27 protein-coding genes are annotated in these 24,997 nt (G+C 69.5%); 6 read left to right on the top strand and 21 right to left on the bottom strand.

Features of this window, described 5'->3' with window-relative positions:
* Nucleotides 1-8: 8 nt before the first annotated feature.
* Genes ABZ345_RS05115 through ABZ345_RS05105 form a run of 3 tightly spaced genes read right to left on the bottom strand, consistent with a single transcriptional unit; the run spans nucleotide 9 to nucleotide 2,923 of the window.
* Nucleotides 9-719 (bottom strand): demethylmenaquinone methyltransferase, encoded by a 711-nt coding sequence (locus ABZ345_RS05115; protein WP_359843057.1) that lies wholly within the window; start codon nucleotides 717-719, stop codon nucleotides 9-11.
* Between the two features lie 36 nt (nucleotides 720-755).
* Nucleotides 756-1,853, bottom strand: a complete 1,098-nt coding sequence (locus tag ABZ345_RS05110) for a glycosyltransferase (RefSeq protein ID WP_359843055.1) — start codon at nucleotides 1,851-1,853, stop codon at nucleotides 756-758.
* Entirely contained in the window at nucleotides 1,850-2,923 is a 1,074-nt protein-coding gene (locus ABZ345_RS05105; RefSeq protein WP_359843053.1) for a glycosyltransferase family 1 protein, read from the bottom strand. Before ABZ345_RS05105 ends, ABZ345_RS05110 begins: the two co-directional genes overlap by 4 nt.
* A 145-nt stretch (nucleotides 2,924-3,068) precedes the next feature.
* On the opposite strand from ABZ345_RS05105, the gene ABZ345_RS05100 reads away from it, so the two are divergent.
* Nucleotides 3,069-3,902, top strand: a complete 834-nt coding sequence (locus ABZ345_RS05100; RefSeq protein WP_359843051.1) for an inositol monophosphatase — start codon at nucleotides 3,069-3,071, stop codon at nucleotides 3,900-3,902.
* Here the strand turns inward: ABZ345_RS05100 and ABZ345_RS05095 are convergent.
* The 7 genes from ABZ345_RS05095 to ABZ345_RS05065 are packed head-to-tail and all read right to left on the bottom strand — an operon-like array spanning nucleotide 3,887 to nucleotide 8,618.
* Nucleotides 3,887-4,504 (bottom strand): hypothetical protein, encoded by a 618-nt coding sequence (locus ABZ345_RS05095; RefSeq protein WP_359843049.1) that lies wholly within the window; start codon nucleotides 4,502-4,504, stop codon nucleotides 3,887-3,889. The genes ABZ345_RS05100 and ABZ345_RS05095 overlap by 16 nt on opposite strands.
* 43 nt (nucleotides 4,505-4,547) lie before the next feature.
* Nucleotides 4,548-5,588: a 1,2-phenylacetyl-CoA epoxidase subunit PaaE gene (gene paaE, locus ABZ345_RS05090; protein ID WP_359843047.1), complete on the bottom strand. Its 1,041-nt coding sequence runs from the start codon at nucleotides 5,586-5,588 to the stop codon at nucleotides 4,548-4,550.
* Nucleotides 5,589-6,080, bottom strand: coding sequence for a 1,2-phenylacetyl-CoA epoxidase subunit PaaD (gene paaD, locus ABZ345_RS05085; RefSeq protein WP_359843045.1), 492 nt, complete (start codon nucleotides 6,078-6,080; stop codon nucleotides 5,589-5,591). It abuts the gene before it with no gap.
* Entirely contained in the window at nucleotides 6,077-6,961 is an 885-nt protein-coding gene (gene paaC, locus ABZ345_RS05080) for a 1,2-phenylacetyl-CoA epoxidase subunit PaaC (RefSeq protein WP_359843043.1), read from the bottom strand. The genes paaD and paaC overlap by 4 nt, the downstream gene beginning before the upstream one ends.
* Entirely contained in the window at nucleotides 6,958-7,242 is a 285-nt protein-coding gene (gene paaB, locus ABZ345_RS05075) for a 1,2-phenylacetyl-CoA epoxidase subunit PaaB (RefSeq protein WP_045309706.1), read from the bottom strand. Before paaB ends, paaC begins: the two co-directional genes overlap by 4 nt.
* Nucleotides 7,239-8,177, bottom strand: coding sequence for a 1,2-phenylacetyl-CoA epoxidase subunit PaaA (gene paaA / locus ABZ345_RS05070; RefSeq protein ID WP_359843041.1), 939 nt, complete (start codon nucleotides 8,175-8,177; stop codon nucleotides 7,239-7,241). Before paaA ends, paaB begins: the two co-directional genes overlap by 4 nt.
* 9 nt (nucleotides 8,178-8,186) lie before the next feature.
* Complete coding sequence (locus ABZ345_RS05065) at nucleotides 8,187-8,618, bottom strand: DUF3592 domain-containing protein (RefSeq protein WP_359843039.1); 432 nt, start codon at nucleotides 8,616-8,618, stop codon at nucleotides 8,187-8,189.
* A gap of 78 nt (nucleotides 8,619-8,696) precedes the next feature.
* Between ABZ345_RS05065 and ABZ345_RS05060 the strand changes: the two genes are divergently transcribed.
* The gene (locus ABZ345_RS05060) at nucleotides 8,697-9,929 is read left to right on the top strand and encodes an isochorismate synthase (protein WP_359843037.1); all 1,233 of its coding nucleotides are present in this window, start codon (nucleotides 8,697-8,699) and stop codon (nucleotides 9,927-9,929) included.
* Here ABZ345_RS05060 and ABZ345_RS05055 read toward each other — a convergent pair.
* The 3 genes from ABZ345_RS05055 to menD all read right to left on the bottom strand — a co-directional run bounded on the left by ABZ345_RS05055 (nucleotide 9,926) and on the right by menD (nucleotide 13,728).
* Nucleotides 9,926-10,465 (bottom strand): GrpB family protein, encoded by a 540-nt coding sequence (locus ABZ345_RS05055; protein WP_359843035.1) that lies wholly within the window; start codon nucleotides 10,463-10,465, stop codon nucleotides 9,926-9,928. The genes ABZ345_RS05060 and ABZ345_RS05055 overlap by 4 nt on opposite strands.
* Before the next feature lie 116 nt (nucleotides 10,466-10,581).
* Nucleotides 10,582-12,102 carry a M1 family metallopeptidase gene (locus tag ABZ345_RS05050; protein WP_359843033.1) on the bottom strand — a complete coding sequence of 507 codons (1,521 nt, stop codon included), beginning with the start codon at nucleotides 12,100-12,102 and terminating at the stop codon, nucleotides 10,582-10,584.
* 54 nt (nucleotides 12,103-12,156) lie between these two features.
* Complete coding sequence (gene menD, locus ABZ345_RS05045; RefSeq protein WP_359843031.1) at nucleotides 12,157-13,728, bottom strand: 2-succinyl-5-enolpyruvyl-6-hydroxy-3-cyclohexene-1-carboxylic-acid synthase; 1,572 nt, start codon at nucleotides 13,726-13,728, stop codon at nucleotides 12,157-12,159.
* A gap of 71 nt (nucleotides 13,729-13,799) precedes the next feature.
* Between menD and ABZ345_RS05040 the strand changes: the two genes are divergently transcribed.
* The gene (locus ABZ345_RS05040) at nucleotides 13,800-14,702 is read left to right on the top strand and encodes a 1,4-dihydroxy-2-naphthoyl-CoA synthase (RefSeq protein WP_359843029.1); all 903 of its coding nucleotides are present in this window, start codon (nucleotides 13,800-13,802) and stop codon (nucleotides 14,700-14,702) included.
* 10 nt (nucleotides 14,703-14,712) lie between these two features.
* On the top strand, nucleotides 14,713-15,747 hold the full coding sequence (menE, locus tag ABZ345_RS05035; protein ID WP_359843027.1) for an o-succinylbenzoate--CoA ligase: 1,035 nt from the start codon (nucleotides 14,713-14,715) through the stop codon (nucleotides 15,745-15,747).
* Between the two features lie 76 nt (nucleotides 15,748-15,823).
* On the opposite strand, the gene ABZ345_RS05030 is transcribed toward menE, so the two are convergent.
* Nucleotides 15,824-16,801: a transposase gene (locus ABZ345_RS05030; RefSeq protein ID WP_359843025.1), complete on the bottom strand. Its 978-nt coding sequence runs from the start codon at nucleotides 16,799-16,801 to the stop codon at nucleotides 15,824-15,826.
* Nucleotides 16,798-17,019, bottom strand: a complete 222-nt coding sequence (locus tag ABZ345_RS05025; protein ID WP_359843024.1) for a helix-turn-helix domain-containing protein — start codon at nucleotides 17,017-17,019, stop codon at nucleotides 16,798-16,800. Before ABZ345_RS05025 ends, ABZ345_RS05030 begins: the two co-directional genes overlap by 4 nt.
* A 170-nt stretch (nucleotides 17,020-17,189) precedes the next feature.
* Here ABZ345_RS05025 and ABZ345_RS05020 point away from each other — a divergent pair, with 170 nt between their 5' ends.
* Both ABZ345_RS05020 and ABZ345_RS05015 read left to right on the top strand, forming a co-directional pair.
* Nucleotides 17,190-18,281, top strand: coding sequence for a hypothetical protein (locus tag ABZ345_RS05020; RefSeq protein ID WP_359843023.1), 1,092 nt, complete (start codon nucleotides 17,190-17,192; stop codon nucleotides 18,279-18,281).
* A 46-nt stretch (nucleotides 18,282-18,327) separates the two neighbouring features.
* Entirely contained in the window at nucleotides 18,328-19,200 is an 873-nt protein-coding gene (locus tag ABZ345_RS05015; protein WP_359843021.1) for a 1,4-dihydroxy-2-naphthoate polyprenyltransferase, read from the top strand.
* A gap of 4 nt (nucleotides 19,201-19,204) precedes the next feature.
* On the opposite strand, the gene ABZ345_RS05010 is transcribed toward ABZ345_RS05015, so the two are convergent.
* From ABZ345_RS05010 to ABZ345_RS04985, 6 genes are read right to left on the bottom strand one after another with little or no spacing between them, the layout of a single operon-like run.
* Nucleotides 19,205-19,606 carry a hypothetical protein gene (locus tag ABZ345_RS05010; RefSeq protein WP_359843019.1) on the bottom strand — a complete coding sequence of 134 codons (402 nt, stop codon included), beginning with the start codon at nucleotides 19,604-19,606 and terminating at the stop codon, nucleotides 19,205-19,207.
* Nucleotides 19,606-20,055, bottom strand: a complete 450-nt coding sequence (locus tag ABZ345_RS05005) for a hypothetical protein (RefSeq protein WP_359843017.1) — start codon at nucleotides 20,053-20,055, stop codon at nucleotides 19,606-19,608. The genes ABZ345_RS05010 and ABZ345_RS05005 overlap by 1 nt, the downstream gene beginning before the upstream one ends.
* Entirely contained in the window at nucleotides 20,055-21,026 is a 972-nt protein-coding gene (locus tag ABZ345_RS05000; protein WP_359843015.1) for a hypothetical protein, read from the bottom strand. The genes ABZ345_RS05005 and ABZ345_RS05000 overlap by 1 nt, the downstream gene beginning before the upstream one ends.
* The gene (locus ABZ345_RS04995; protein WP_359843013.1) at nucleotides 21,023-21,442 is read right to left on the bottom strand and encodes a hypothetical protein; all 420 of its coding nucleotides are present in this window, start codon (nucleotides 21,440-21,442) and stop codon (nucleotides 21,023-21,025) included. Before ABZ345_RS04995 ends, ABZ345_RS05000 begins: the two co-directional genes overlap by 4 nt.
* Complete coding sequence (locus ABZ345_RS04990) at nucleotides 21,418-24,675, bottom strand: hypothetical protein (protein WP_359843011.1); 3,258 nt, start codon at nucleotides 24,673-24,675, stop codon at nucleotides 21,418-21,420. The genes ABZ345_RS04995 and ABZ345_RS04990 overlap by 25 nt, the downstream gene beginning before the upstream one ends.
* On the bottom strand, nucleotides 24,672-24,977 hold the full coding sequence (locus ABZ345_RS04985; RefSeq protein ID WP_359843009.1) for a hypothetical protein: 306 nt from the start codon (nucleotides 24,975-24,977) through the stop codon (nucleotides 24,672-24,674). Before ABZ345_RS04985 ends, ABZ345_RS04990 begins: the two co-directional genes overlap by 4 nt.
* Between the last annotated feature and the right edge of the window lie 20 nt (nucleotides 24,978-24,997).

Raw genomic sequence — 24,997 nt, 5'->3', positions numbered from 1 at the left:
GAGTTGAGTCAGGACTCCTGCGCGGTCTTCGGCTTCGGCTTGGTCGCGCGGTGCAGGGCCACCATGCCGCCGGTCAGGTTGAACCAGGCGACGTCCTCCCAGCCGGCCTTGGAGATCAGCTCGGCGAGCGCGCGCTGGTTCGGCCAGCTGGCCATGGACTCGGCCAGGTAGGAGTAGGCGACCGGGTTCGACGACACGAACTTGGCGATGAGGGGCAGGAGTTTGAGCAGGTAGCGCATGTAGACGAAGCGGAACGGCTTCCACACCGGGGTGGAGACCTCGCAGATCACCATGCGGCCGCCGGGCTTGGTGACGCGGGCCATCTCCTGCAGCGCCACGACGGTGTCGTTGAAGTTGCGGATGCCGAAGGACACCGTGACGGCGTCGAAGGAGTTGTCCTTGAACGGCAGGCGCAGGGCGTCGGCGGCCACCTTCGGGACGCGGCGGTGGGCGCCGCCGGCGAGCATGCCGACGGAGAAGTCTGCGGCGACGCACCAGGCACCGGACTCGGCGTACTGGACGGTGGACACGGCGGTGCCGGCGGCCAGGTCGAGGATCTTCTCGCCGGGGCGGGCGTCGAGCACGCGCCGGCTCCAGTCCCGCCAGCGGCGGTCGAAGCCCAGCGTCATGACCGAGTTCGTGCGGTCGTAGCCCTTGGCCACGCCGTCGAACATCTCGGCGACCTCGCGGGGGTTCTTGTCCAAGCCGGCTCGCGACATGGTCATCAGACTAGGTCAGGGCCGCTGAGATCATCTTCAGGGCACCTTCAGCGCGGTCAGCATGCCGTCCACCGCGGCCTGCCACGGGTACTCCTCCGCACGGGCTCGCGCGGCCTCCCGTGAACCGCTCGCGAGCAGTCTCGTAGCCGCGGTGGCGAACGCCGTGGCGTGGTCGTCGACGGCCGCGCCGCACGACGGCTGGACGATCTCCTTCAGCGCGCTGCTCTGGCTCACGACGACCGGGGTGCCGCTGGCGAGGGCCTCCAGCGCGGCCAGTCCGAACGTCTCGTGCGGGCCGGGGGCGAGCGACAGGTCGGCCGACGCGAGCAGCGAGGCGACGTCCAAACGGGACTTCACGAAGCCCAGGAACGTCACCGGCAAGCCGTTCGCGCGCTTCTCCAGGAACGTGCGGCGCGGGCCGTCGCCCGCGATCACCAGGCGCGCGGAGTGACCCTGCTCATGCAGTTCGGCCAGCGTGTCCACGGAGCGTTCCACGTGCTTCTCCGGCGAGAGCCGTCCACAGTGGATGAGCAGGTTCTCCTTGCCCTGCAGGAGGTCCCGGCGCAGGTCGGCGGAGTGGCGGCACGGGGTGAACGTGGTGAGGTCGACACCGAGCGGCACCTGGGTGACGTTCGACGCGCCGATGCGGTCGAACTCCTCGCGCGCGAAGGCCGTCGTGCAGACGACCGTGTCGTAGGAGGCGGCCATGCGGCGGTTGGCCCAGTCGGCGCCGCGCACGGCGGGGCTTTCCGGCAGGACGAACTGCAGCAGGCGGTCGAGGCGTTCGTGCGAGATCACGACGTTCGGAATGCCCCGCTCGCTCGCCCACGCGCCCATGCCGCGCAGCGTCAGCCGGTCCGAGACCTCGATCCTGTCCGGCTTGAGGATCTCCATCAGCGACTTCACGCGCCACGGGTCCACGACGCGGTAGCCGCCGGTGTACGGGATCTTCACCGCGGGCAGGGTGATGCGCCGGACACCGCCCGGCAGGACCTCGTCGGCGCGGCGGTCACCGGGCACGACGAGCACCACCTCGTGGCCCGACTGCACGTAGCCGGTGCCCAGGTGGTGCAGTGCCGTGCGGAGGCCGCCCGACTTCGGTCCGTAGAAGTTGGCCAGCTGAACGATCCTCAAGCGGCCGCCTGGTGAGTTAGTCCGATCACCGCAGCGTAATGGCCCATCAGCTCGTCGCAGATCGCAGGCCAGGTGCGGCTCAGCACCGACTTGCGGGCGGCGAGCCCGAACCTCTTGCGCCGCAGCGGGTCGCGCAGCAGTTCGACGTACTGCGCGATGTCGTCGGAGAACAGGTACCCCGTCCGGCCGTGCGCAACCAGGTCACGCGGGCCGCCGGCGTTCGGCGCGAGCACCGGCAGGCCGGTCGCGAGCGCTTCCTGGACGGCCTGGCAGAACGTCTCGTGCGGTCCGGTGTGGATGAAGACGTCCAGCGACGCGTAGGCCTCGGCGAGCGCCTCGCCCGTGCGGAAGCCGAGGAAGTCCGCGTTGGGCAGGTCGCGTTCGAGCTGCTCGCGGTCCGGCCCGTCGCCGACGATCTTGAGCTTCACGCCGGGCAGGTCGTGGAGCTCGCGCAGCCGGTGCACCTGCTTCTCCGGCGCGAGACGTCCGACGAAGCCCACGGTGAGCTGGTCGTTGTGCTTCGGACGCGGGTGGAAGAGGTCGATGTCGACGCCACGCCCCCACCGGTGCACGCGCGGCACCCCGTGCTGCTCCAGCGCCTCGACCGCCGAACTGGACGGCGCCAGCGTGCGGTCGGCCAGCGTGTGCAGCCGCTTCGTCCACCGCCACGCCGCCCGCTTGGTCAGCCCGAGGCCGTAGTTGCCGGCGAACCCGGCGACGTCGGTCTGGTAGACGGCGACGGTCGGCACGTCGATCTTGCGCGCTGCTCTCAGACCGTACGCACCCAGCACGAACGGCGACGCGAGGTGCACGACGTCGGGCCGGAAGTCAGCCAGCTCGTGCAGCACTCTCGGGCTCGGGACGCCGATCGGCAGGCTCGTCACCAAGGGCACGTCGACCGCGGAAACTCTGACGACGGGCGTGCCGTGGTGTTCACCGGCGCCGGCGCCCGGCGCGACCACCATCGCATGGTGGCCGTTGCGCCTCAGGTGTTCCAGCACACGGAGAACGGAGTTGGTCACCCCGTTCACCTGGGGCAGGAAGCTCTCGGTCACGATCGCTACGCGCACAAGGCACACCTTGTAGTGCGCGTGTGAAGTCCGCGTGACACGAAATTTGACGCGGTCAGAACACCTCACGTCGTGGCCAGGTGATCGTCGATTCGTCATCTTGGTGTCGGCTCCCGGTCACCCGACGCGGTGAAACTAGGCCAGCATGACCGTCTTGTCGTCCCGCCCCGCGCACCCAGTCGAGCCCGGACTGGTGTCCATCGCGCTGGAAGTGGCTGGTCGCCTGGCGAACGACGCCTCCGACGTCATCATGGCCACCGCCGGCCGCGGCGTGCGCCCCGACTCCGACGAGTCACCGTTCGACTGGGTCACCGACACCGACCGCACCCTCGAACGCCACACCCGCCGTGTCCTCACCGCGGAGTTCCCCTCGATTCCGGTCTTCTGTGAGAATTCCGACGTCGACGTGCCGGGCGACTCCGAGTTCCGCTGGGTGGTCGACCCGGTGGACGGCACCGCGAACTACACCGCGGGCATGCCCTGGTGCGCCTACAGCCTCGCCCTGGTGGACCGCTGGGGTCCTGTCGTGGGCGTCGTCGCGGACCCTTACCGCTCCCAGATCTACGCCGCGGCGCGAGGTCGGGGCATGCGCGCCAACGGGACGCCGGTGCGGTTGACCGAGCGTCAGGGCGACTCGCTGGTCGTGTGCACCGAGATGACCCGGACGGGTCCGTGGCCTGGAATGGGTGAATTCATCTCGACCGCCGCGATCGCGGGCACCGGAGTCCGGGTGCTGGGCTCGAAGTGCCTGGCCGTGGCGCAGGTGGCTCTTGGTCACGTCGCGGCCGCCGTCTTGCACGGCTATCACGAGTGGGACGTGGCCGGCGCGGTCTCTCTGGCCGTGGAGTCCGGCGCGGTCGTGCTGGACAGACGCGGTGCCGGGGCTCAGCTGCCCGCGGACGGGTTGCTGGTGGCCGCTCCGGACGTGGCCGACGAGGTGCTGGGCTGGTGGCAGTCCGCGCTTCATGTCGACAGCTGAGGCAGCTGCTTCTCGAGCACTTCGAGGTGGGTGCGCGCCTCGTCCAGCTCCGGGTGGTCGAACATCTGCAACGCGACCCTGCCGACCTCGTTCTCGAACTGCTTGAAGTCGTGCGCGGCCTTGAGCAGCCGCTGGTAGACCGGGTGCTGCCGGTCGACCGCTCCGAGGGCCCTGCCGAGCTGCGCGATGCCCCTGACGTCGTCGAGCTCCTTCGTCAGCTGCTCGCTGATCCGCTGGAGCCAGTCCCTCGCTGGTGACTTCGGGACCGTCTGCACGGCCGCGGCAACTCGTCTCGTCGACTCGGCACAGCGTTCGACCAGCTCGGACCACATGTCGTAGGGCTGCTGCGGGATCGGCGGGTAAGCCACCCTGGGCATGGCCGGGCGCTGGAGCGAGCGGCGGATGAGACCGATCACCGTGCCGACGATCGCGCCGGGGACGGCGCCGAACCCGCCGGCCAGGAAGAGGATCGCCAAGATCGTCACGACCAGCGAGGACGGGTGGTCGCTCGGCGTGGTCACCTCGACGAGCGTCGCCAGGCCGGCCATGAGCACGGTGCCTGTTGCGGCTCCCCAGAGCGCTGAGCGGACGACAACCCCCATGGCAGGTGATCGTGCCATGTTCACCGGCAATTCGTCGGGAAACTCAGGCGTCGAAGTCGACGGTCACGCATTCGCTGGTCGGCAGCGCCTGACAGGTCAGCACGAACCCCGCCGCCACCTCGGACTCGTCGAGCGCGTAGTTGCGGCGCATCTCGACAGTGCCGTCGGTGACCAACGCGCGGCACGTGCCGCACACCCCGCCCTTGCAGGCGAAGGGCAGATCCGCGCGGACGCGTTGGGCGGCGTCCAGGATCGGCTCGTCGGCCGGGAGCGGCAGGGTGGTCGACTTGCCGTCCAGGATCACCGTCACGGAGGCGGCCGAGTCGATCACGGCCTCGGTGCGGCGCGGAGGTGGCGGGGGCTCGTCGACGTAGAAGAGCTCGTGGTGGACGCGGTCAGCAGAGACGCCGCGATCACGCAGCACCGAGGTGGCGTCCTGGACCATCTCGTACGGGCCGCACAGCCACCACTCGTCGATGCCGTCGAACGGGACGACGGTGTCGAACAGGGCCGTGAGCTTCTCCGCGTTCAGGCGGCCCGAGAAGAGCTCGACGTCGCGGGGTTCGCGGGACAGGACGTGGATCAGCTGGAACGTGGCCGGGTAGCGGTCCTTCAGGTCGGCCAGCTCGTCGGCGAACATCACGGTGTCGGTGCGGCGGTTGCCGTAGAGCAGGGTGACGCGGGCGCCCGTGGCGAGGACCGTGGCGGCGATCGACAGGGCCGGGGTGATGCCGGAGCCCGCCACGACGAAGCCGTGGTGGGTGCCGGCGCCGGTCGGGCTGAACTTGCCCAGCGGGGGCAGGACTTCCACGACGTCGCCGGGGGAAACGCGGTCCACCAGCCAGGTGGAGAACAGGCCTTCGTCGACGCGGCGCACGCCGATGCGCGGGGCCGCCCCGGCCGGGGCGCAGATCGAGTACGAGCGGCGTTCGTCGCCCTGGCGCAGGGTCAGGTACTGGCCGGCCGAGAAGGCGAACTCCTCGGCCACGTCGTCGGGCACGTCGAAGGTGACGGCCACGGCGTCGTCGCAGAGGCGGTCGACGCGGGCGACCGTCAGCTTGTGGAAGGCAGCGCGGCGCGACAACTAGATCTCCTTGACGTGCTCGAAGGGCTCGGAGCAGGCGTGACAGCGACGCAGGGCCTTGCAGGCGGTCGAGCCGAACCGCGAGATCTCGGACGTGTTGAGCGATCCGCACTGCGGGCAGGCGACCTGACGTGACGGCGGCACCAGGTTGAGCGGCACCGGGCCGGCGGCGACAGGGCCGATCCTCGACGGCGGCGCGATGCCCGCGGCGGCCAGCTTCGAGCGGCCTTCCGAGCTGATCCAGTCCGTCGTCCAGGCCGGGGAGAGCGACAGGCGCACCTCGACCTCCTCGTAGCCCGCGGAGATCAACGAACGGCGCAGGTCGGCGCCCATCTCGTCGATCGCGGGGCAGCCCGAGTAGGTCGGGGTGATGGTGACGACGACGCGGCCGTCCTGCTCGGACACCTCGCGCAGCACGCCGAGGTCCGCCAGCGTGAGGACCGGGAGCTCCGGATCCCGCACGGCGGAGGCGACCTCCAGTGCCGTCGTCACCAGACCGCTCCCGGCAGCGAGCGGTGCAGGTGCTGCATCTCGGCGAGCAGGTAGCCCATGGCCTCGGTGTGCACGCCGTCGCGGCCCGCCATGCCCGCCACCCGAGCAGCCTTCGAGTCCGCCGGGCGCGTCAGACGACCAGCCGAGAGAACCGCGTCCAGCACACCGTCCACTTCGGACTTCAAGGACGCCGGATCGACGGCGACACCGGCCAGGCGAGCTTCGACGGGATGCGTCGCGAACAGCTCGTCCACGAACGGCCACACGCGCTCGAGACCGGCCTGCATGCGGCGGTGCGACTCGTCGGTGCCGTCGCCGAGCCGGACGGTCCACTGCGCGGCGTGGTCGCGGTGGTACGCCAGCTCCTTCAGGCCCTTCTCGGCCACGGCGGCGAGCACCGGGTCGGCCGAGCCGCGCAACCGCGAGAACAACGCGAGCCGCCACGACGAGAACACCAGCAGGCGCGCGATCGTCGTGCCGAAGTCGCCGCCGGGGCCGGGACCGCAGTCGATCTCGGCCAGGTGCACGTTGCGGAACTCGCGTTCGTCGCGCAGGTACGCCAGCGCGTCCTCGTCGCGGTCGAGCACCTCGCCGGCGCGGGTCAGCAGCATGCGGGCCTGGCCCAGCAGGTCCAGGGCGATGTTGGCGAGCGCGATGTCCTCTTCGAGCTCCGGCGCGCGTGAGCACCACTCCGAGAGCCGCTGCGAGAAGATCAACGCGTCGTCGCCGAGCATGAGGCAGTAGGCGGCGATGTCGGCTTTTTCCACACCCGCCGGGAACTCGCGGTTCACGCCGACGAGAGCATCCGAAAATCCGGTCCCGAACGCCCAGTGCGAGTCCTCGTGGCCCAGCAGCGACTCGTACGCGTTGTCGAAGCTCATAGGTGCGGCACGTCCTCGGGAATCGAGTAGAACGTCGGGTGCCGGTAGACCTTGTCCCCGGCCGGTGCGAAGAACGGGTCCTTCTCGTCCGGCGAGGAGGCGGTGATCGCGGCCGCGGGCACCACCCAGATCGACACGCCCTCGTTGCGGCGCGTGTAGACGTCACGGGCGTTGCGCAGCGCCATCTCCGCGTCGGGGGCGTGCAGCGAACCGACGTGCACGTGGTTCAGGCCGCGCTTGCCCCGCACGAACACTTCCCACAGCGGCCAAGACGTGCTCACGCGGCACCTTCCTTCTGTGCGTGCTTCTCGGCGTGCGCGGCCGCGGCCTCACGTACCCAGGAGCCGTCCTCGTGCGCCTTGCGGCGGTGGGCGATGCGCTGCTCGTTGCAGACGCCGCCACCCTTGACGACCTGCCAGAACTCGTCCCAGTCGGGCGTGCCGAAGTCGTACTGCCCGCGCTCTTCGTTCCACTTCAGGTCGGGATCCGGGAACGTGACGCCCAGGGCCTGAGCCTGCGGCATGCTCATGTTCACGAACTTCTGCCGCAGCTCGTCGTTGGTGTCGCGCTTGATCCGCCACGCCATCGACTGCTCGGTGTTGGTCGACTCGGAGTCCGGCGGGCCGAACATCATCAGCGCCGGCCACCACCAGCGGTTCACCGAGTCCTGCACCATGTCCTTTTGCTGCTGGGTGCCGCGCATCATCGTCATGAGCAGCTCGTAGCCCTGACGCTGGTGGAACGACTCTTCCTTGCAGATGCGGATCATGGCGCGCGCGTACGGCCCGTAGGACGTGCGGCACAACGGCACCTGGTTGCAGATCGCGGCGCCGTCGACGAGCCAGCCGATCACGCCGACGTCGGCGAACGTCAGCGTCGGGTAGTTGAAGATCGAGGAGTACTTCTGGCGGCCCTCGATGAGCTTGGTCGTCAGGTCCTCGCGGTCGGCGCCGAGCGTCTCGGTCGCCGAGTACAGGTACAGGCCGTGCCCGGCCTCGTCCTGCACCTTCGCCAGCAGGATCGCCTTGCGCCGCAGCGAGGGCGCGCGCGAGATCCAGTTGCCCTCCGGCTGCATCCCGATGATCTCGGAGTGCGCGTGCTGGGCGATCTGCCTGATCAGGGTCTTGCGGTAGCCGTCGGGCATCCAGTCTCGCGGCTCGATGCGCGAGTCGGCCTGCACGGTGCGTTCGAAACGCAGCTCCAGGTCATCCGCCATGCCCCGATGTTACACCCGAGCGCCGAATCTGCGTAGAACTGTCACAACGGCGGCGATGACGATCCAGACGGCCACGAGGAAGGTTCCGACGGGCAACAGGCTGAGCACCATCGTCCGGCCCGCCACGCGCGTCAGTTCCGGGTTCGTCCGGTCGTACTCGACCTTCACGTTGTCCCCGACGTTCAGGCCCGCCGGGTACAGCACGCCCTGCGACGGGATGATCACGCGCCCGTCCGGTGTGGCGTAGCGCACCACCGTCCTGTTGAAGCTCACGGAGTCGACCTGCGCGACCGCCTGCCCCAGGTTCCGCTCGATCGCCATGTCGTCACGCCAGCAGGCGATCGGCAGCAGCACGCAGACGAGCGTGACCACCCCGCCGACCACGAGCAAAGTCCGGCTCACCGCACGGCGGACGCGCACACCGAGCGCCGGCTTGGTCACTGCGTCCTCCACCACAACTGAGAAGTCTAGAGCCGGGCGGGTGCCGCGCTTTCAGGTTGAGGTCCATACAGTCGGAGCGTGACCTCAGCACCGACATCGCGAGCACGGCAGCGGATCCGCGTCCGGTCGAGGCAGGAGACCGCCGGTGACCTGCTCGGACTGCTGCCAGACCCCGAGCACGCGCTCGCCTGGGTGCGCGACGGGTCCGGCCTGGTCGGCTGGGGCGAGGCCGCTCGGCTCGAGGTCAGCGGCCCGGACCGCTTCGCACAGGCCGACAAGTGGTGGCGCGAGTTCTGCTCCCACCTCGACGTCGACGACTCGCTGGGCGTGCCGGGCAGCGGTCCGGTGGCGTTCGTGTCGATGGCCTTCGCGGACTCGCCCGGCGACTCGGTGCTGATCGTTCCCGAGGTCGTCGTCGGCCGCCGCAACGGTGAGCAGTGGATCACCACGATCGGCGCGGCGGACACCACCCCGGACGTCGCGCCGTTGTCCCGCCCGTCGACGGTCCGGTACTCGAACGGGCAGCTGCCGGTCACGCAGTACCGCGAGGCCGTGCGTTCGGCTGTTGCCCGGATGCGTGGCGGCGAGCTGGACAAGGTCGTGCTCGCGCACGACCTGGTGGCGTCCACCGACCGGCGACTGGACCAGCGTTTCGTGCTGCAGGGCCTGGCCCGGCGGTATCCGGAGTGCTGGGCATACGCGGTGGACGGACTCGTAGGCGCCACGCCCGAACTGCTGCTGCGCCGGACCGGGTCGGTCGTGGACTCGCGGGTGCTGGCCGGGACGACCTGGCCGCACGACGGGGTGTCGGACGAGGAACTGGCCGCGGCGTTGATGTCGTCGGAGAAGAACCTCGAGGAGCACGACTACGCGATCACTTCTCTCGCGGACACGCTTCGGCCCTTCTGCACAACGATGTCAGTCGAGGGACCTTCGGTTCTGCGGCTGCCCAACGTGTCGCACCTGTCTTCCGATGTGATCGGCACTCTGGAGTCGTCGGTGTCGTTGCTGCACCTCGGGGAGGCCGTGCATCCGACGGCCGCGGTGGGTGGCACGCCCCGGCTGGACGCGACGACGTTGATCTCGCAGCTCGAAGGCATGGACCGCGGGCGGTACGCGGGACCCGTCGGGTGGATCGACGGGAACGGCGACGGCGAGCTCGGCATCGCGTTGCGGTGCGCGCAGATCAACGGCTCGACGGCGCGGTTGTTCGCCGGGTGCGGGCTGGTGGCGGACTCGGATCCGGACATCGAGGTGCAGGAGGCGCACGCCAAGATGCGCCCGATGCGTGAGGCCCTCGAAGGCCTCTAGGGGTTGAGAACGCTCGCGACGAAGGCTGCCTTGCCCTCGGTGTAGGCCTCGCGGTCGTGTCCGCGGTGGTCGGCCAGGTCGCGTTTCAGGTTCTCGTACTGGCGCGCGAGGTCCGGGCTGACGCGGAGGGCGTCGCGGAATCTGATCTGGTCGGCCCACCTCTGGTGTCCTGACTGGATCAGGTGGAGGTGTGCCACTCGGCGCAGTCCGGTGGCGTCCGGTTTGACGAAGAAGCGTCGCCAGGGGCGTTGGTCCAGTGCTGGGGGCACGTAGGACCAGCCGCTGGCTGCCAGCTGGTCTGATGCCTGCTCGACCACGGCGTCGAGGTCGGTGACCGCGGCCATCAGGTCGATGATCGGTTTGGCGGCCAGGCCCGGAACGGCCGTGGAGCCGACGTGTTCGATCTCCGCCGTCAGCCATGGTGCGGGCAGGGTGGTCAGCTCGGCGGTTTCCGCCTGTGCGCGGACCGTCCACCGCGGGTCGTGCGGACTCACCGCTGCCCGCTCGTACGCCCAGGCTGGGGCGCCTTCGCTCATCACGTCCACCCGTCGCGGCCCTGGAACAAGCTGACGCAGGGGTCCCCCCTTGCTGGGAACCCCTGCGTCATAACGTACTCAGCTGGTCTGACAGTCAGGTGCGGTCGGACGAGCGCTTACTTGTGCGCGTCCAGCAGCTCGTGCGTCAGCTGGATCTTGGCGCGCGACTTCGGCTCTGCAGCCTTGGCCGGAGCCGACGCCACCGACAGCGACTTGGCCGCCGCGTCCGCAGGGCGCCCCGGAGCCTCGGCCGGCTTGCCCTTGGTGAACAGCCACGTCTGGAACAGCTGGTCCAGCTGCTGGCCCGACACCCGCTCGGCCACCGCGATGAACTCCTCGATGGTGGCGTCGGAGTACTTCTTCTCGGCGGTCCAGGTCTTCAGGATCTGGAAGAACTTGTCGTCACCCACGGCCACGCGCAGGGCGTGCAGGGTCAGGGCACCGCGGTCGTACACGGCGCCGTCGAACACCTTGTCGGCGCCGGGGTCGCCGGGCAGGACGTCCCAGAACGGGCTGTCGGCCGGGTACAGGTCGTAGGTGAAGTCGGCGTTCTCCTGGGCCGTGCCCTCACCGATGTGCTCGGACCAGAGGAACTCCATGTAGGAGGCGAAGCCCTCGTTCAGCCAGATGTCTCGCCAGTGGTGGACCGACGTCGAGTCGCCGAACCACTGGTGGCCGAGCTCGTGGGCGATGACGTAGGTGTTGGCGCCGCGGCGGAAGAACGCCGTGTCGTAGTTCGGGCGGGTCTGGTTCTCCAGCGCGTAGCCCAGGCCCGGGGTGGCGACGCCGCCCTGCGCCTCGAACGGGTACGGGCCGACGTTCTCCGCGAGGAACTCGATGACCTCGGGAGTGCGCTCGACGCTGGCCTTGGCGGCGTCGGCGTTCTCTCCGAGACGCTCGGAGTACGCGTTGACCACCGGCAGACCAGAGGGACTGGTCGACTGACGGATCTCGAACTGGCCGATGGTCAGGAACGTCAGGTACGTCGCCTGCGGCTTGGTGCTGCGCCAGTTCCAGCGGGTCCAGCCGTTGATCTGGCGGGTCTGGCCGACGAAGGTGCCGTTCGAGATCGCCTCGACGCCGTTGGGGACGGCGACGTTGACGTCGAAGGTGGCCTTGTCGGTCGGGTGGTCGTTCGACGGGAACCACCAGGAGGCGATCTCCGGCTCACCGATGGCCAGGGCGCCGTCGGGAGTCTTGGTCCACGCCGTGAAGCCGTTGCGGTCCTTCACCGTGGACGGCGAGTCGGCGTAGGTGACGACGATGGTCAGGTCCTGGCCCTTGCGCACGCCGCCGCGGGGCGTGAGGGTCAGCTCGCCGTTGTCGGACACGAACGAGGACGGCGCGTTGTTCACCCGGACCGACTTCACCTTGAGCAGGAAGTCCAGGTTGAACTGCGTGAGGTCCTCGGTGGCCTTGGCGAGGATCGTCGTGGTGCCCGACAGCTGGTCGCCGTCCGGGTTGTAGTTGAGCCTGATGTCGTAGTGGGAGACGTCGTACCCGCCGTTGCCGTACGTCGGGTAGTACGGGTCGCCGGCACCGGGTGCACCCGGAGACGCCGCCAGCGCCGTCCCCGCGAAGAGCGTCATCGCGGCCGCGGACGCCACCGCGGCCGTCGCCTTGGATCTGATCGACATGCGCGGGACGCTAGCCACACGCCGAGATGTGAGCCACCGACTTCCGTAGGTTTCCTACCTGCTGAAAATGATTGACACCGTCGACTTGAGACGTTGGTGCAGCGCACGAAGTTCGTCTCTTTTTGCCTGCACTTCCACCACTTGGAGGCCTTTTGGCCGCGCAAGTGCGCTACGGAACTCCTCCTGGTCGTCCACTTTGGAGTGCGGAATTCGGTAGCCCGCGCACAAAGCGGTCAGATCCGTCCCGTGCGGGGTGCCGAAAATCCTTTCGAAACTTTGGTCGTGCTCCGGCGCCCCTTGTTCCAGCAATGAAAAGATCCCGCCGCCGTCGTCGTTGAGGACGACGATCGTGAGGTCCGGCCGGTGGTCGGCCAGCAGGCCGTTGCTGTCGTGCAGGAACGTCAGGTCGCCCATCAGCGCATATGCCGGGCCCTGGTGGTTCACCGCGAGCCCGATGGCCGTGGACACGCTGCCATCGATGCCCGCGGCACCCCGGTTCGCGTGAACGGTGATGTCCGGACGGCGCTCGCCCGCGTGGTCCACGTCGCGGATCGGGTTGGACGAGCCGACGAACAGCAGCGAACCCGACGGCATCGCCTGGGTGAGATCACGCGCGACGTGCAGCCCTGTCGGCCACGGCTCCGCGTCCAGCAGGTCGTCGACGGCCACGCTCACGGTCTTCACCGCGCTCTGCCACGCCTGCAGCCACTCCCCGTCGTGCTCGGACGGCTCGGGCAGCCACGTCGAGGCACGCGATGCGGTGAACTGCGTGTCCGGCCACTGCGCCTGGTCACCGACGGCGTGCACGATCTCGGTCTGCTTCAACAGCGCCTGCTGCCCCCGCGACAACGTCACGCGCCCCACGACGAGCACGGCATCGGGCCGGAGGTGCTCCGGCAGACCCGCGTTGAGCAGCAACGAACCGTGCCGCAGACCACCGGGAGCGGTCGGCTCGGCGATCACCGGCCAGCCGAGCCGGGACGCGGCGAGCACCCGTTCCGGGCGGTCGTCGCCGAGCAGCACCAGCGTGCGGGCCGGAAGCTCCGACGGCCTGGTCTCGACCGTGAACGTGCGGTCCGTCGCGGTCCACGGAGTCCGGTCGGAGGACGGCCACGCGTCGTCGTCCGGGGTGAGCGGCGGCCGGAAAGGCACGTTGACGTGCACAGGACCGGGAGTCGCGATGGCCCGGCAGACCAGCGAGCGCGTGGTGGGCTCGTCGGCGCCCTCCGGCATGTGCAGCGTCGGGATGCCGAGCACGTCGTGCTGGTTGATCGTCTGACTGGAGCCGGTGCGGTAGAGGTCGACCGGCCGGTCGGCGGTCAGCGCGATCAGCGGCACGTTCGTCAGCTGCGCCTCGACGACGGCGGGGTGCAGGTTCACGACCGCCGTGCCGCTGGTGCACGTCACGACTGCGGGCTCGCCCGTCTTCGCGAGACCTAGCGCGAGGAATCCGCCGCTGCGCTCGTCGATGCGCACGTGCACCGTGAGCAGGCCTTTCTGCTCGGCCTGGTGCAGCGCGAACGACAGCGGGGCGTTGCGCGAACCGGGGCACAGAACGGCGTGGCGGACGCCGTTGCGCACCAGTTCGTCGACGATCACCCTCGCCTGCGTCGTGGACGGGTTCATCCCGCAATTGTCACCGGGACACCTGAGAGGTCGCCCGCTGGTCTCAGCTCCAGGCGCCTAAAGTCTCCCGCGTGGCAGATCAGCAGCTCTTCGACCCGTCGCTGTGGAAGCCGATCGAGGGCTTCGACTTCACCGACATCACCTACCACCGCGCGCTCGACCAGGGCACGGTCCGCATCGCGTTCAACCGCCCCGAGGTGCGCAACGCGTTCCGGCCGCACACCGTGGACGAGCTGTACCGGGCGCTCGACCACGCGCGGATGTCGTCCGACGTGGGTTGTGTGCTGCTGACCGGCAACGGGCCGGCGCCTAAAGACGGCGTCTGGGCGTTCTGCAGTGGCGGTGACCAGCGGATTCGAGGTCGCAGCGGCTACCAGTACGCGTCCGGTGAGACCGCCGAGACGGTGGACCCGGCGCGGGCGGGCCGGCTGCACATCCTGGAGTGCCAGCGCCTGATCAGGTTCATGCCCAAGGTCGTCATCGCGGTCGTGCCCGGCTGGGCGGCGGGCGGTGGCCACAGCCTGCACGTGGTGTGCGATCTCACGCTCGCCAGCCGGGAGCACGCGAAGTTCAAGCAGACCGACGCGGACGTCGGTTCGTTCGACGGCGGCTACGGCTCGGCGTACCTGGCGCGTCAGGTCGGCCAGAAGTTCGCGCGCGAGATCTTCTTCCTCGGCCGCACGTACTCCGCCGAGGACATGCACAAGATGGGCGCGGTCAACGCCGTCGTGCCGCACACCGAACTGGAGAACACGGCGCTCGAATGGGCCCGCGAGATCAACGGCAAGTCGCCGACCGCCCAGCGGATGCTCAAGTACGCGTTCAACCTGATCGATGACGGTCTGGTGGGACAGCAGATCTTCGCCGGCGAGACGACCCGGCTCGCGTACATGACCGACGAGGCCGTCGAGGGCCGCGACGCGTTCCTGGAGAAGCGCGACCCCGACTGGTCGAACTACCCGTACTACTTCTGAGCGGGATCTGATGCTCGACGAACTGCGCGCGGCGCTCACCGGTGGCGAGCCCCTGGTGGACGGCCCGCTCGACGGCTGGGAGAAGCGGGCGGTGCTCGGCGTGCCCACCTCCGGGTCGACGGGTGAGCCGAAGACGGTCCTGCTCGACGCGGCCGCGCTGACGACGTCGGCGGAGGCCACGCACGAACGGCTCGGCGGCCCGGGAACGTGGCTGCTGGCGTTGCCCACCAGCCACATCGCCGGCGTCCAGGTGCTCGTGCGGTCGATCGTCGCGGGCACCACGCCCGGCGAGCTCGACATGTCGAAGGGCTTCCGGGCCATGGGGTTCGCTCAGGCCGCCCGGCCGGTGCTCGCCCAGCCCGGACGCCACTACACCGCGCTGGTGCCGACACAGCTGTCCCGGCTCGTCGTGGGCGAGGGGCCGGGGCTCGCGGCGCTGCGGCAGTTCGACGGCGTGCTGATCGGCGGTGCCGCCACCCCGCCGAAGCTCCTGCAGCAGGCGCGCTCTTTGGGCGTGCAGGTCGTCACGACGTACGGCATGAGTGAGACGGCCGGTGGGTGTGTGTACGACGGTGAGCCGCTGCGGGACGTCTCAGTGCGCACGGATGACGTGATCGAGATCAGTGGACCGGTGCTGGCACTGGGATATCGGGGCAGCGCGGAACCGTTCGGCGAGTGGTTCCGGACCGGCGATCTCGGGCGGCTGCGCGACGGGCGGCTGGAGGTGCTGGGCCGTGCTGACGACGTGATCGTCACGGGTGGCGAGAAGGTGCCGCCGGTGCTGGTCGAACGGGCTCTGGCGACCGTTGACGGCGTGTTGGAGGCGTGTGTCGTCGGGGTGCCGGACGAGGAGTGGGGCCACGTGGTCGCGGCGGCTGTCGTCGTGCGCGGCGAGGAGCCGTCGCTGGACGACCTGAGGGCCGCGGTCATGGAGGCGGTGGGCCGGGTCGCGGTGCCGAAGCTGGTGCGGTTCGTGCACGAGCTGCCGTTGCGCGGACCGGGCAAAGTCGACAGAACAGCGGTTCTCGACTCATTTAGGTCATGAGCCCGTCCCTTTGCGTACAGGCGGTTGTCGCCTGGTTCTCCGGTTCCGGGGTGCCGATAGGCTTGCTGCTGCCGCCCTAGCTGGCTGCCAGGGTGGGCGCTGCGTTTGGACGCATGACGTCGCCCCAGCTCGCCACACCACGTGTTGCGATGTTGCGTGCCGCGTTGTGGTCGGCGTGCCCAACGAAGCCGCACCGTCCACAGATGTACGACGCTTGTGAGCGCCGGCTTTTCTTGTCAATCTCACCGCAGTTGCTGCATTGCTGCGAGGTGTAGGCGGGGTCGACCTGGACAAGAGCGACCCCTGCCAGCTCCGCCTTGTAGGCGAGGAACTGGCCGAGTTGGGCGAACGCCCAGGAATGCAGCGTGGCCCGTTGGGGCTTTCGAAGCCGTACCCGGCCACGGATCCCCGTCAACTGCTCGACGGCGATGCCACGTCCGGTGCGTTCAGCCTCGGCCACGATGCGCTTGCTGATCTGATGGTTCACGTCGGAGGCGAACCGATGCTCCTTACGGCGGCGCTTCTTCAGCAATCGTCGCGCGGAGGAGGTCTTCTTGGCCTGCAACCGCCTGCGGAGCCGCTGCTGCCGCTTGCGATAGTGGTTCAGACGAACCCCGGACATCCGATCGCCGTCCGAGGTGGTCGCGAGGTTCACGATCCCCATATCGATCCCGAGGAATCCGTTCACCGGGCTCCGCCGAGGCGCCTTGGGGCTGTCGACGGCGGCATGCAGCACCCATACCCCGTCACGGCAGATCAGATCGGTTTCCCCGATCGACCTGGACCGCAACAGTGTGAGATGGCCGGGGTGCCCCATGATCCGCACGTTGCGGAGACGACCTGCGATGCTCCAGATCGACACGGTGCCCTCACGGCCGGTATCGCCGAGTTGCCAGGACAGGCAGCGTGCGTCGAACGGCTGTCCCGCCCCTGGGCGGAACATGATCGGGCTGGACTCGACCTTGCGGCGCCGGTCTGCCCCTGGAGGCCCGTAGTTCCCGGCCTCGAGGTTGGCACGCAGCGTCGTGTAAGCGTCCACAGTCTTGCCGATCACTCTGATGGTCGGCTGTGCCGCCAGTCCGAACGCTCCCGCAGTTCGGCGTAGAAGCGTTTCTGCACGTCGAACTTCCGGTACTCATTGGCGGCGTGCATTTGCCCGGACAGCCACGACGCGGCGACATTGCAGGCCAGCAGGGTCGCCGACAGTGCCGCCGCCTGTTCGGGCGTCGGCAGCAGTCGCACCTGCACCGCCTGCTTCACACCGATCAGCATGGCATCGCTTCACACCACCACAACGGCAGCCCTATCGGGCAACCTGGCTGCCATGACCAATGCTTCTCCAGAGAACATTGGGAGATTTAGGTGAACCTTTACCGCTGAGGACAACTCTCCCCCGCGAAGCGCGCGGACCTCACCGCGTGCGCTAGCGATGGGGGTTTCTCATGCGCTACCTGTTACCGCTGGTCGTCGGCGCCGCCCTGGTGGCCGGACTGGCGTCCCCTGCCCAGGCAGCGGCCGGCAACGAGTGGTCCGCCGACCTCAACTACAAGCTCGTCTCGTGGGGTGGCTCCCCGCGACTGGGTCTGATCGAGCTCGAGCCGCACAGACTCGCCCAGCCCGCCAACAAGGTCACGGCGGCGGTGACCGGTGACGGCGTTGCCGACGTGCGCGGGTTGCGACCGGACGGCCAGTGGACGGAGTGGCTGGAGGCGCCGGCCACGTTGCCGGTGACCACGTCGACCATCCAGACGCGGGTGGTTCTGAGCAGTGGCAAGGCAGAACGCGTGAAACTGACGGCGTCCACCGCCCCGGCCGCTTCGGACGACGTTTCCATTGCTGCTGCTGGACGTGCGTACCGCGTCTACGCGACGCGTGAGGGGCTCGTCGGCGGCAACACGGCGAACGGCCACACGATCCGCTCGCGCGACCACTTCGTCGCGCTGCCGTCGCGGCGTGGCTTGGCGCCCAACAACTCCGGCAGCTACAGCGTGCAGGTGTGCGCGTCGAACGGACGTTGCGAGTGGGCTCCGGTGTGGGACGTCGGCCCGTGGAACACCAAGGACGACTACTGGAACCCCTCCACCACGCGGGAGATGTGGAAGAACCTGCCGCAGGGCAAGCCCGAGGCGCAGGCCGCGTACGAGGACAACTACAACGGCGGCAAGGACCAGTACGGGCGCGAGGTCGCCAACCCGGCCGGCATCGACCTCGCTGACGGCGTGTTCTGGGACGGCCTCAAGCTGACCACCAACTCGTGGGTGACCGTGACGTACCTGTGGACCGGCTCCGGTCCTCTGGGGACGGTCCGCACCGCCGCGGCCAACGGCACGGTGAACGTGCGCAGCGGAGCGAACTCCTCGACTTCGCAGGTCGGTCTGGCCGCGAACTACGCCCAGGTCAGGGTCACCTGCCAGCTGACCGGCGAGTCTGTTTCCGGCACGCAGGGCACGTCGAACATCTGGTACCGCGTCGCGTCCGGCAAGCACGTCGCCAAGGCGTACGTCGCGGGTGTGTCCGGAGCGCCCAACTGCTGATACCCCCTTTGGCGGGTCCTCAGTAGCCATGGCGGAGGATGGAGGCATGGCCTCAGTCGTCCAGTGGATCCAGGGGACCCGCCCGCGCACCCTGCCGAACTCGATCGCGCCCGTGATCGTGGGAGCAGCGGCGGCGCACCACATCGACGAGTTCAACGCGCTCTTCACCGTGCTGGCTCTGGTCGTCTCGATCGCGCTGCAGATCGGCGTGAACTACGCCAACGACTACTCCGACGGCATCCGCGGCACCGACGACAACCGGGTGGGGCCGTTCCGCCTGACCGGTTCCGGTGCCGCCGAGCCGTCTTCCGTCCGGCTTGCGGCGTTCATCTCACTGGGTGTGGGCGCGCTCGCCGGAATCGCGCTGGTGGTGCTGTCCGGGCACTGGTGGATGATCGCGTTCGGCGCGGTGTGCATTGCGGGGGCGTGGTTCTACACGGGCGGCAAGCGTCCGTACGGTTACGCGGCGCTCGGCGAGATCGCGGTGTTCCTGTTCTTCGGGCCGGCCGCGGTGCTGGGCACGCTGTACGTGCAGACCGGGGAGATCACCGGGATCGGCATCGGCGCGTCCATCGCGATGGGGTCGATCTCGGCGGCCGTGCTGGTGGCGAACAACCTGCGCGACATCCCGACGGATGCCGTGTCGGGCAAGCGAACCCTGGCCGTGGTGCTGGGCGACAAGGACACCCGCAGGCTCTACCTCGCGCTGGTGGCCGTGCCGTTCCTGATCGCGCTGGGGATGACCGTGCGGGTGCCTTACGCGTTGCTCGGATTCCTTGCGGCGCCGGTGTTGTTGCCCGCGGTGCGCAGGGTGGCCGCCGGTCGTGGTGGCCGTGACCTGATCCCCGTGCTGCAGTTCACCGGGTTCGCGATGCTGGCCTGGGCCGTGCTGATCAGCGTGGCACTGTTCCTCGACTGAACGGCTACCAGGCGTCCTCGGTGAACTGGGTGGGCTCGTCGTCGTCAGGCCGTGCGGGCCTGCGCGGAGGCGGTGGAGGTGCCGTCTCACCCTTGATCAGCGCGTCGAGCGTGGCGCGGTCGGCCTCCAGCGCTTGGCGCACAAGGGGATCGTGCCCCGCCTCGCCGGTGAGGACCTGACGCCAGCTCAGCCCGGCACCGCGGGCGATGCGGTCGGCGAGCTGCCGCATCGCCGGTGACGCGTCGCTCGACCTGGCGAACTGCATGACCCTGCGAACGTCCTCAGTGGACGGTTCCTTGCCCTTGAGGCTCTGCTGGGCGGACCGCATGGCGCGGTCCACGTCGGCGACCGCGCCCGTCAGGAAGTCCTCCGCGGCGGCGATGTCCGGTGTTCGCCAGGCCGTCATCACCACTTGTCCTCCGTGAAGATGTCGGGGTCGAGCTCGTCGCCGTCGTCACCCCGGCCCCTGCGCGGGCCCTGCGCGTTCATGATCTCTTCGGCGGTCATGCCCTCCTGGAGCATCTGGAACGCCTGCTTCATCTTCTTGACGTTCTCCTGCTGCAGGGCCTGGACGTCCGGATCCTGGGCGGCCTTGCCCGAGACGACGTCTTCCCACGTGAACTCGCCCGCGTCGACCTTGCGCTTCAGGGCTTTCAGCTGCGCCGGCGCGTCCTTCTCCTGCGCCGCGCGCTCGACCTGCTGGGCGATCGCCTTGAAGTCGACGGGCGGAACCGGGGGCAACGGCGTGTCCTTGAGCCTGGCCGCGAGGTCCTGCGCCTCCTTGAAGCGCGCGTCGACCCGGGCTTCGGCAGCGCGCAGCTCCGCCGGCTTCCAGCTGTCGTTGGGGGTGGTCATCAGTTCTCGCTCCCGAAAAGACCTCGCCGGATCGTCCGGACCTCGTCGCGGACGTCGCTGAGCTCGGTGCGCGCGACGATCGTGCGCCACTGCCGGAAGTCCACTTCGGTCAGCCCGAGCTGCTGCGCCACCTCGTAGTTCTCGCCGAGGAAGTGCAGGACAGCCTGGTCGCCCTGGATGCCGATGATCTCGAACTCCGCGTTGCGGAAGGTGCAGAGCTTGCGCAGGTAGCCGAGCTCGTCGACCGCGGCGTCGGGGATCTCCAGCACGCCCTCGGTGAAGTCCGGCGGTGCCGGCTGACCGGCGAGCGGGTGCAGCGTCAGGACGCCGGGCCGCGGGCCGAAGTCGACGTCGAAGCCCTGGCCGCGGTAGGTCGCGACCAGTCCACGCCGGACGGTCGGCCGCAGCGGAACCGGGGCCTGCCAGTACCTTCCGGGCCCGAAGCCGACGTCGCCGATCGGGTACCAGCCGATCTGGCGGTTGATGTACTTGCCGACCGCCCTGCTCTCGCCGTTGGGCTCGAACCGCCACAGCTCGGTGGCCGCGGGCAGCTCGCTGAGCTCCATGACGTACTCGGGGATCGGCTCGACGCTCGGCGTGTAGCCGGTGCCGGTGAACGGCAGGGGGTAGACGCGGGCGGTGCCCATCTTCAGCGCGCCTTCGAGCGTGGGTCCGCCGAAGCTGGTCTCGAAGATCTCCGTGGTGTGGGCCAGGAACCGCAGCACGTACTGCGTGCCCTTCGGCCAGCCCTCGACCTTGTCGACGCCGAACTTCTCGGCGAACTGGTCGGCCGTGCCCTGCGGGAAGTCCTGACCGCGCGTCACGAACCCGGCGGTGCGGTGGGGCTCGAACCGGCCGGGCACCACGACGTTGCCCAGGTGGAGCTGCGCGACCGCGGGGTGCACGATCTTCTGCAGGATCGTCTCCGGCCCGATGCCGGCCGCCTTCTGCACGGCCTGTGGGGTGCTCATCCCGGGTTCTTCTCCTTCCACCGCGCCAGGTAATCGGTGCGGTCGACCTGCACGTCCTCGAGCTCGTCCTCAGGGATGATCTTGTGGAAGCCGTTGTACGGGTCGCCTTCGAGACCGTTGTCCTCGGCCCAGACCTGCGACGGCCCAACGTAGTCGGCGCCCATCGTGCCGTCGCGGTTCGGGTGCACGACGAACGGCTGGCCACGCCACTTCGCCGTCATCTCGTCGCGGTACCAGGCGTCGAGCTCGCGGATCGGCACCTGCTTGCGCCGCAGGTCTTCGCAATGCTCGAAACCCTCGTCCGTCGCGTAGGTCTCACCGGGGATCTTGACGATCCAGATCTTCCCGTCCGACTCGGTGCCCGCGTAGTAGGTCTCGTTGTTGTACTCGATCACTTCACGGGTGTGGGTGACCACGCCGACTCCTTGTCCTGGAGCTGGTACCAGCCGAGGCCCTTCTCGTACACGGCGTGCAGGCGTTCCTTGCCGTCCTTGACCTCCCAGATCTCCGCGCGGTCCGGCAGATCGGCAGGCTTGGCCACCCACTCCGGCACGCCACCACCGGTCGACCCGGTGCCCGTGAACGGATCCCGCCCCCGCTTGGGTTCGGCGGCACCACCGGCGTCGGCCATCTGCTTGGCGGACGCGTCGTAGTGCGCCTTCTCCTGCGGCGACTGGTACTCGCGGTGCTCCTGGCCGGGAGTCGGCGGCTTGCTGAAGTCGCGATCCGACTTCTCCGGACCACCGTAGGGGATGTTCGCGGTCGCGGCCTGGTCGTCGGTCATGTGGTAGCGGAGCTGCATCGCCGAGTCGGCCTTGTCCTTGATCGGCGTCCAGCCCTCGCCCTTGTCGTCGAGCGCCAGGCCTTCGCGCAGCCCCATCGGGTTGTTGATGGCGTGCACGTCCTCGGCCCTGGCGATGCTCCCGGCCACCGTCCCCTGCCGACGCGCCGCCTCGGTGGTCGGGTCCTCGTGGACCTTCAGGTAGCCGTCGACAGCGTTCTGGTGCAGCACCTTGGTGACGAGGTCGCCGGAGCCGACCGTGATCTGGTTGCGGGTGTTGGCCACTTCGCGGGCTTCGCTCGGGCTCAGCTCGGTGGACAGCTTCGAGCTCAGCTCGACGTACCGCTGGCGCTCGGCCTCGGTCGGGTAGATCTGCTCGAGCTGGTGCTTGTAGCCGTCACCGGACGCCGCCATGGCCGCGTGGTCGAAGGCGGGCGTGAGGTCGTGGCCCTTGGGCGACCGCGGCGTGTCGTCGCCCGATCCGCCGTTGCCACTCCCGTCGCCGTTCCCGTCGTGGCTGCCGTGGCCGCCGGACGCGTCGGTGTCGTGCTTGGGGTCGGCATCGTGGTCGGCCGTGTGGTCGGCCGGGGTGCTGTCGGGGTGGTCGTCGTGGGACTTGGCACCGTCGGCGTCGCTGGTGTCGGTGTGGTGGTCCTTGCCATCGCCGTCGTGCGGCTTGCCATCGGTGTCGTGCGGCTTGCCGTCGGCATCGTGGGGCTTGCCGTCGGTGTCGTGCGTCGTGTCGTGGGGCTTGCCATCGGTGTCGTGCGGCTTGCCGTCGGCATCGTGGGGCTTGCCGTCAGTGTCGTGCGGCTTGCCATCGGTGTCGTGCGGCTTGGCGCCAGTGTCGTGCGGAGTCGTGTCGTGGGGCTTGGTGCCATCCGGCGCGTCGTGATGCTTGGTGTCGGTCGACCCGTTGGGCGTGGAGTGGTCCGTGCTGGGGCTCGGGTGCCCAGGAGGCGACGGCAAGCCACCACCGCTGCTCGGAGTGTCGTGTCCGGGAGGCGATGGCAAACCGCCACCGCTCGAGGTCGGATGAGCCGGAGGCGATGGCAGGCCGCCACCACTGCTCGGGGTCGGATGTCCGGGAGGCGACGGCAGGCCGCCACCGCTCGGCGCCGGGTGCGCCGGAGGCGTTGGGAGGCCACCGCCGCTGCTCGGGGTCGGGTGGCCGTTGCCCGTGCCTGACGGGGCCGGGGCCGTTGCCGTGCCGGAGCTGGCGCTCGGGTGGCTGGGCAGGCCGCCGGAACCGGGCGACGTCGGGTGTGAGCCTGCGGAGCCCGGCGTCGGGTGTGTGCCCGCAGAGCCTGGCGTCGGGTGCGAGCCCGTGCCTGACGGAGCGGTGGGCAGGCCCGCGCCGCCTGGGCGGGAGCCTGGGGTGGACTGTCCGGGCGCGGCCGGGAGGCCCGTGCCCTGGCTGCCGTGGCTGGGCGGTGTCGGGAGGCCGCCGGCAGCGGGCTTGGGCTGGCCTGAAGGGGCGCCGGAGGGCGTGGTGGGCCAAGCGGAACCCGCGGACGAGCCTGGGCGTGAACCCGAGCTGCGCGAGGAGTCACCGCCTCCGCCCGCCATCGGGGGTGCGCCCATGGGCATCGCACCGCCGACCGGGGTCTGGTGGTGTGACGGCGGGGCGGCTGTGGGGGCGGCGCCGGCCGCGTGCGTGGTGTCGACGCGGGGTGGGGCGGCAGGGCCGCCGTGGCCGCCGGTCGGGACGCCGCCTGAACCAGCGTGGCCACCGGTCGGGACAGCGCCCGAGCCAGCGTGGCCACCGGTCGGGACACCGCCGGAGCCACCACCCGTGGGCACACCGCCGGAGCCACCACCCGTGTGTGCACCGCCGGAGCCGCCCGAACCCGAGCCGGCACCCAGCGTGGGCGGCGCGGACACCGTCGGGCCGGCTGCCGTTGCGGCGTGCGTGGCGGGAGCGTCGGGGCCGCCGTGCAGCGTGGGCGCGGCCGAGACCGGGGCACCGCCGGGAGCCACGGACGTGGCGGCGGCCGCCTTGGTGCCGTCGGAGGAGTCCGAGCCTGGCGGCGTGTAGACCTCGCGGACCTTCGAGCCGATGTCGTGGCCGCGGTCCGCGATCTCGGTGGCCGAGTCCTTGATGGAGGTCGCGTCGTCGCGGATGTCGTTCACCGCGTTGCGGACGTCGCGGCCCGCCTCCGCCACCTCCTGGGTGGCGTTCATGGCCTCGGCCAGAGAATCGGCGTCCTTCAGCTTGCCGATGGCCGAGAAGACGCGGCCCACGGCGTCGAACAACGACTTCACGTCGGCGATGAGCTTCTTGACCGTGTCGATGATGTCCATGACACGGCGGTAGATCTGGTAGGCGTTCCAGACCATCTCGGCGGCCTTGATCCACCCGGCCAGCGGGATCCACACGGTGGCGGCGGCCTCGAGCAGCTTGTTCACCAGGTAGTCGAGCAACCGCGCGGCCTGCTTGCCGAGGGCCTCGGCGCCGGAGGCGACCGTGTCGAAGCCCTTCGCGATGAGCTGCGCGACGCCCATCTCCGCGAACAGCGCGGCCTTCCAGCCGAGAGCGACGTACTTCTCGTGGGCACGAGCGGCGTCGCCGTCCCAGTGCTGGCGCACCTTGCCGACCGCGTCGGTCATGTTGTACGAGACGTCGTTCATCGCGTTGCCGACCATGCGCCACGCGTCACCGTCGGCGCGGATCTTCGTCCAGTCACCGGTGATCGGCGTGATGATCGTGGAGACCAGCGACTCGCCGGTCACGCCCTCGAAGACCCAGTTGACCGCCTGCACGCCCCAGCCCTGGTCGGCGAGGACGTCGTTGAGGGAGGCCTTGTCGATCTCGGGCTGCTTCAGGGACGCGGCGACCGGGCGCGGGTCCTGGTAGGAGGTGGTCACTTCAGGATCCCGTCGAAGATCGTCGCCTGCAGGCGGTCGACTGTCTCGTAGGCGTGCGCCGTCGTGTCGACCGCGGACGCCGTGCCCTCCAGCTTGGACTTGCCGAAGTCGAGCGTCTCGTCGAACAGCGCGCGCACGACGTCCACGCCCGGCTGCAGCAACGTCAGCAGGCCGGTGAAGCCCGCCTTGTCGCACGCCGTGGCGTGGACGTACTTGCGGATGGTGTCGAACTCCTGCGCTTCTGTGCGCAGATATTCGGCGTACGCGCGCAGCTCGGCTGCGTCGGTGGACAGCGACGACACGGGGTCCCCCCTGCGGACTC

Origin of the sequence: Lentzea sp. NPDC005914 (assembly GCF_040629405.1) — a bacterium.
Lineage (GTDB): Bacteria > Actinomycetota > Actinomycetes > Mycobacteriales > Pseudonocardiaceae > Lentzea.
The sequence above is the reverse complement of the archived record's forward strand: the minus strand, read 5'-3'. Positions and strand labels throughout refer to the sequence as shown.

Bases quoted from the DNA above. Each gene is read 5' to 3' on its own strand.
- menD (WP_359843031.1), bottom strand. From the start codon at position 13,728: ATGAACCCGTCCACGACGCAGGCGAGGGTGATCGTCGACGAACTGGTG.
- ABZ345_RS05025 (WP_359843024.1), bottom strand. From the start codon at position 17,019: ATGCTGATCGGTGTGAAGCAGGCGGTGCAGGTGCGACTGCTGCCGACG.
- ABZ345_RS05050 (WP_359843033.1), bottom strand. From the start codon at position 12,102: ATGTCGATCAGATCCAAGGCGACGGCCGCGGTGGCGTCCGCGGCCGCG.
- menE (WP_359843027.1), top strand. From the start codon at position 14,713: ATGCTCGACGAACTGCGCGCGGCGCTCACCGGTGGCGAGCCCCTGGTG.
- ABZ345_RS05055 (WP_359843035.1), bottom strand. From the start codon at position 10,465: ATGAGCGAAGGCGCCCCAGCCTGGGCGTACGAGCGGGCAGCGGTGAGT.
- ABZ345_RS05100 (WP_359843051.1), top strand. From the start codon at position 3,069: ATGACCGTCTTGTCGTCCCGCCCCGCGCACCCAGTCGAGCCCGGACTG.
- ABZ345_RS05010 (WP_359843019.1), bottom strand. From the start codon at position 19,606: ATGACGGCCTGGCGAACACCGGACATCGCCGCCGCGGAGGACTTCCTG.
- ABZ345_RS05095 (WP_359843049.1), bottom strand. From the start codon at position 4,504: ATGGGGGTTGTCGTCCGCTCAGCGCTCTGGGGAGCCGCAACAGGCACC.
- ABZ345_RS05020 (WP_359843023.1), top strand. From the start codon at position 17,190: ATGCGCTACCTGTTACCGCTGGTCGTCGGCGCCGCCCTGGTGGCCGGA.
- paaC (WP_359843043.1), bottom strand. From the start codon at position 6,961: ATGAGCTTCGACAACGCGTACGAGTCGCTGCTGGGCCACGAGGACTCG.
- paaA (WP_359843041.1), bottom strand. From the start codon at position 8,177: ATGGCGGATGACCTGGAGCTGCGTTTCGAACGCACCGTGCAGGCCGAC.
- ABZ345_RS05000 (WP_359843015.1), bottom strand. From the start codon at position 21,026: ATGAGCACCCCACAGGCCGTGCAGAAGGCGGCCGGCATCGGGCCGGAG.
- ABZ345_RS05115 (WP_359843057.1), bottom strand. From the start codon at position 719: ATGTCGCGAGCCGGCTTGGACAAGAACCCCCGCGAGGTCGCCGAGATG.
- ABZ345_RS05015 (WP_359843021.1), top strand. From the start codon at position 18,328: ATGGCCTCAGTCGTCCAGTGGATCCAGGGGACCCGCCCGCGCACCCTG.
- ABZ345_RS05005 (WP_359843017.1), bottom strand. From the start codon at position 20,055: ATGACCACCCCCAACGACAGCTGGAAGCCGGCGGAGCTGCGCGCTGCC.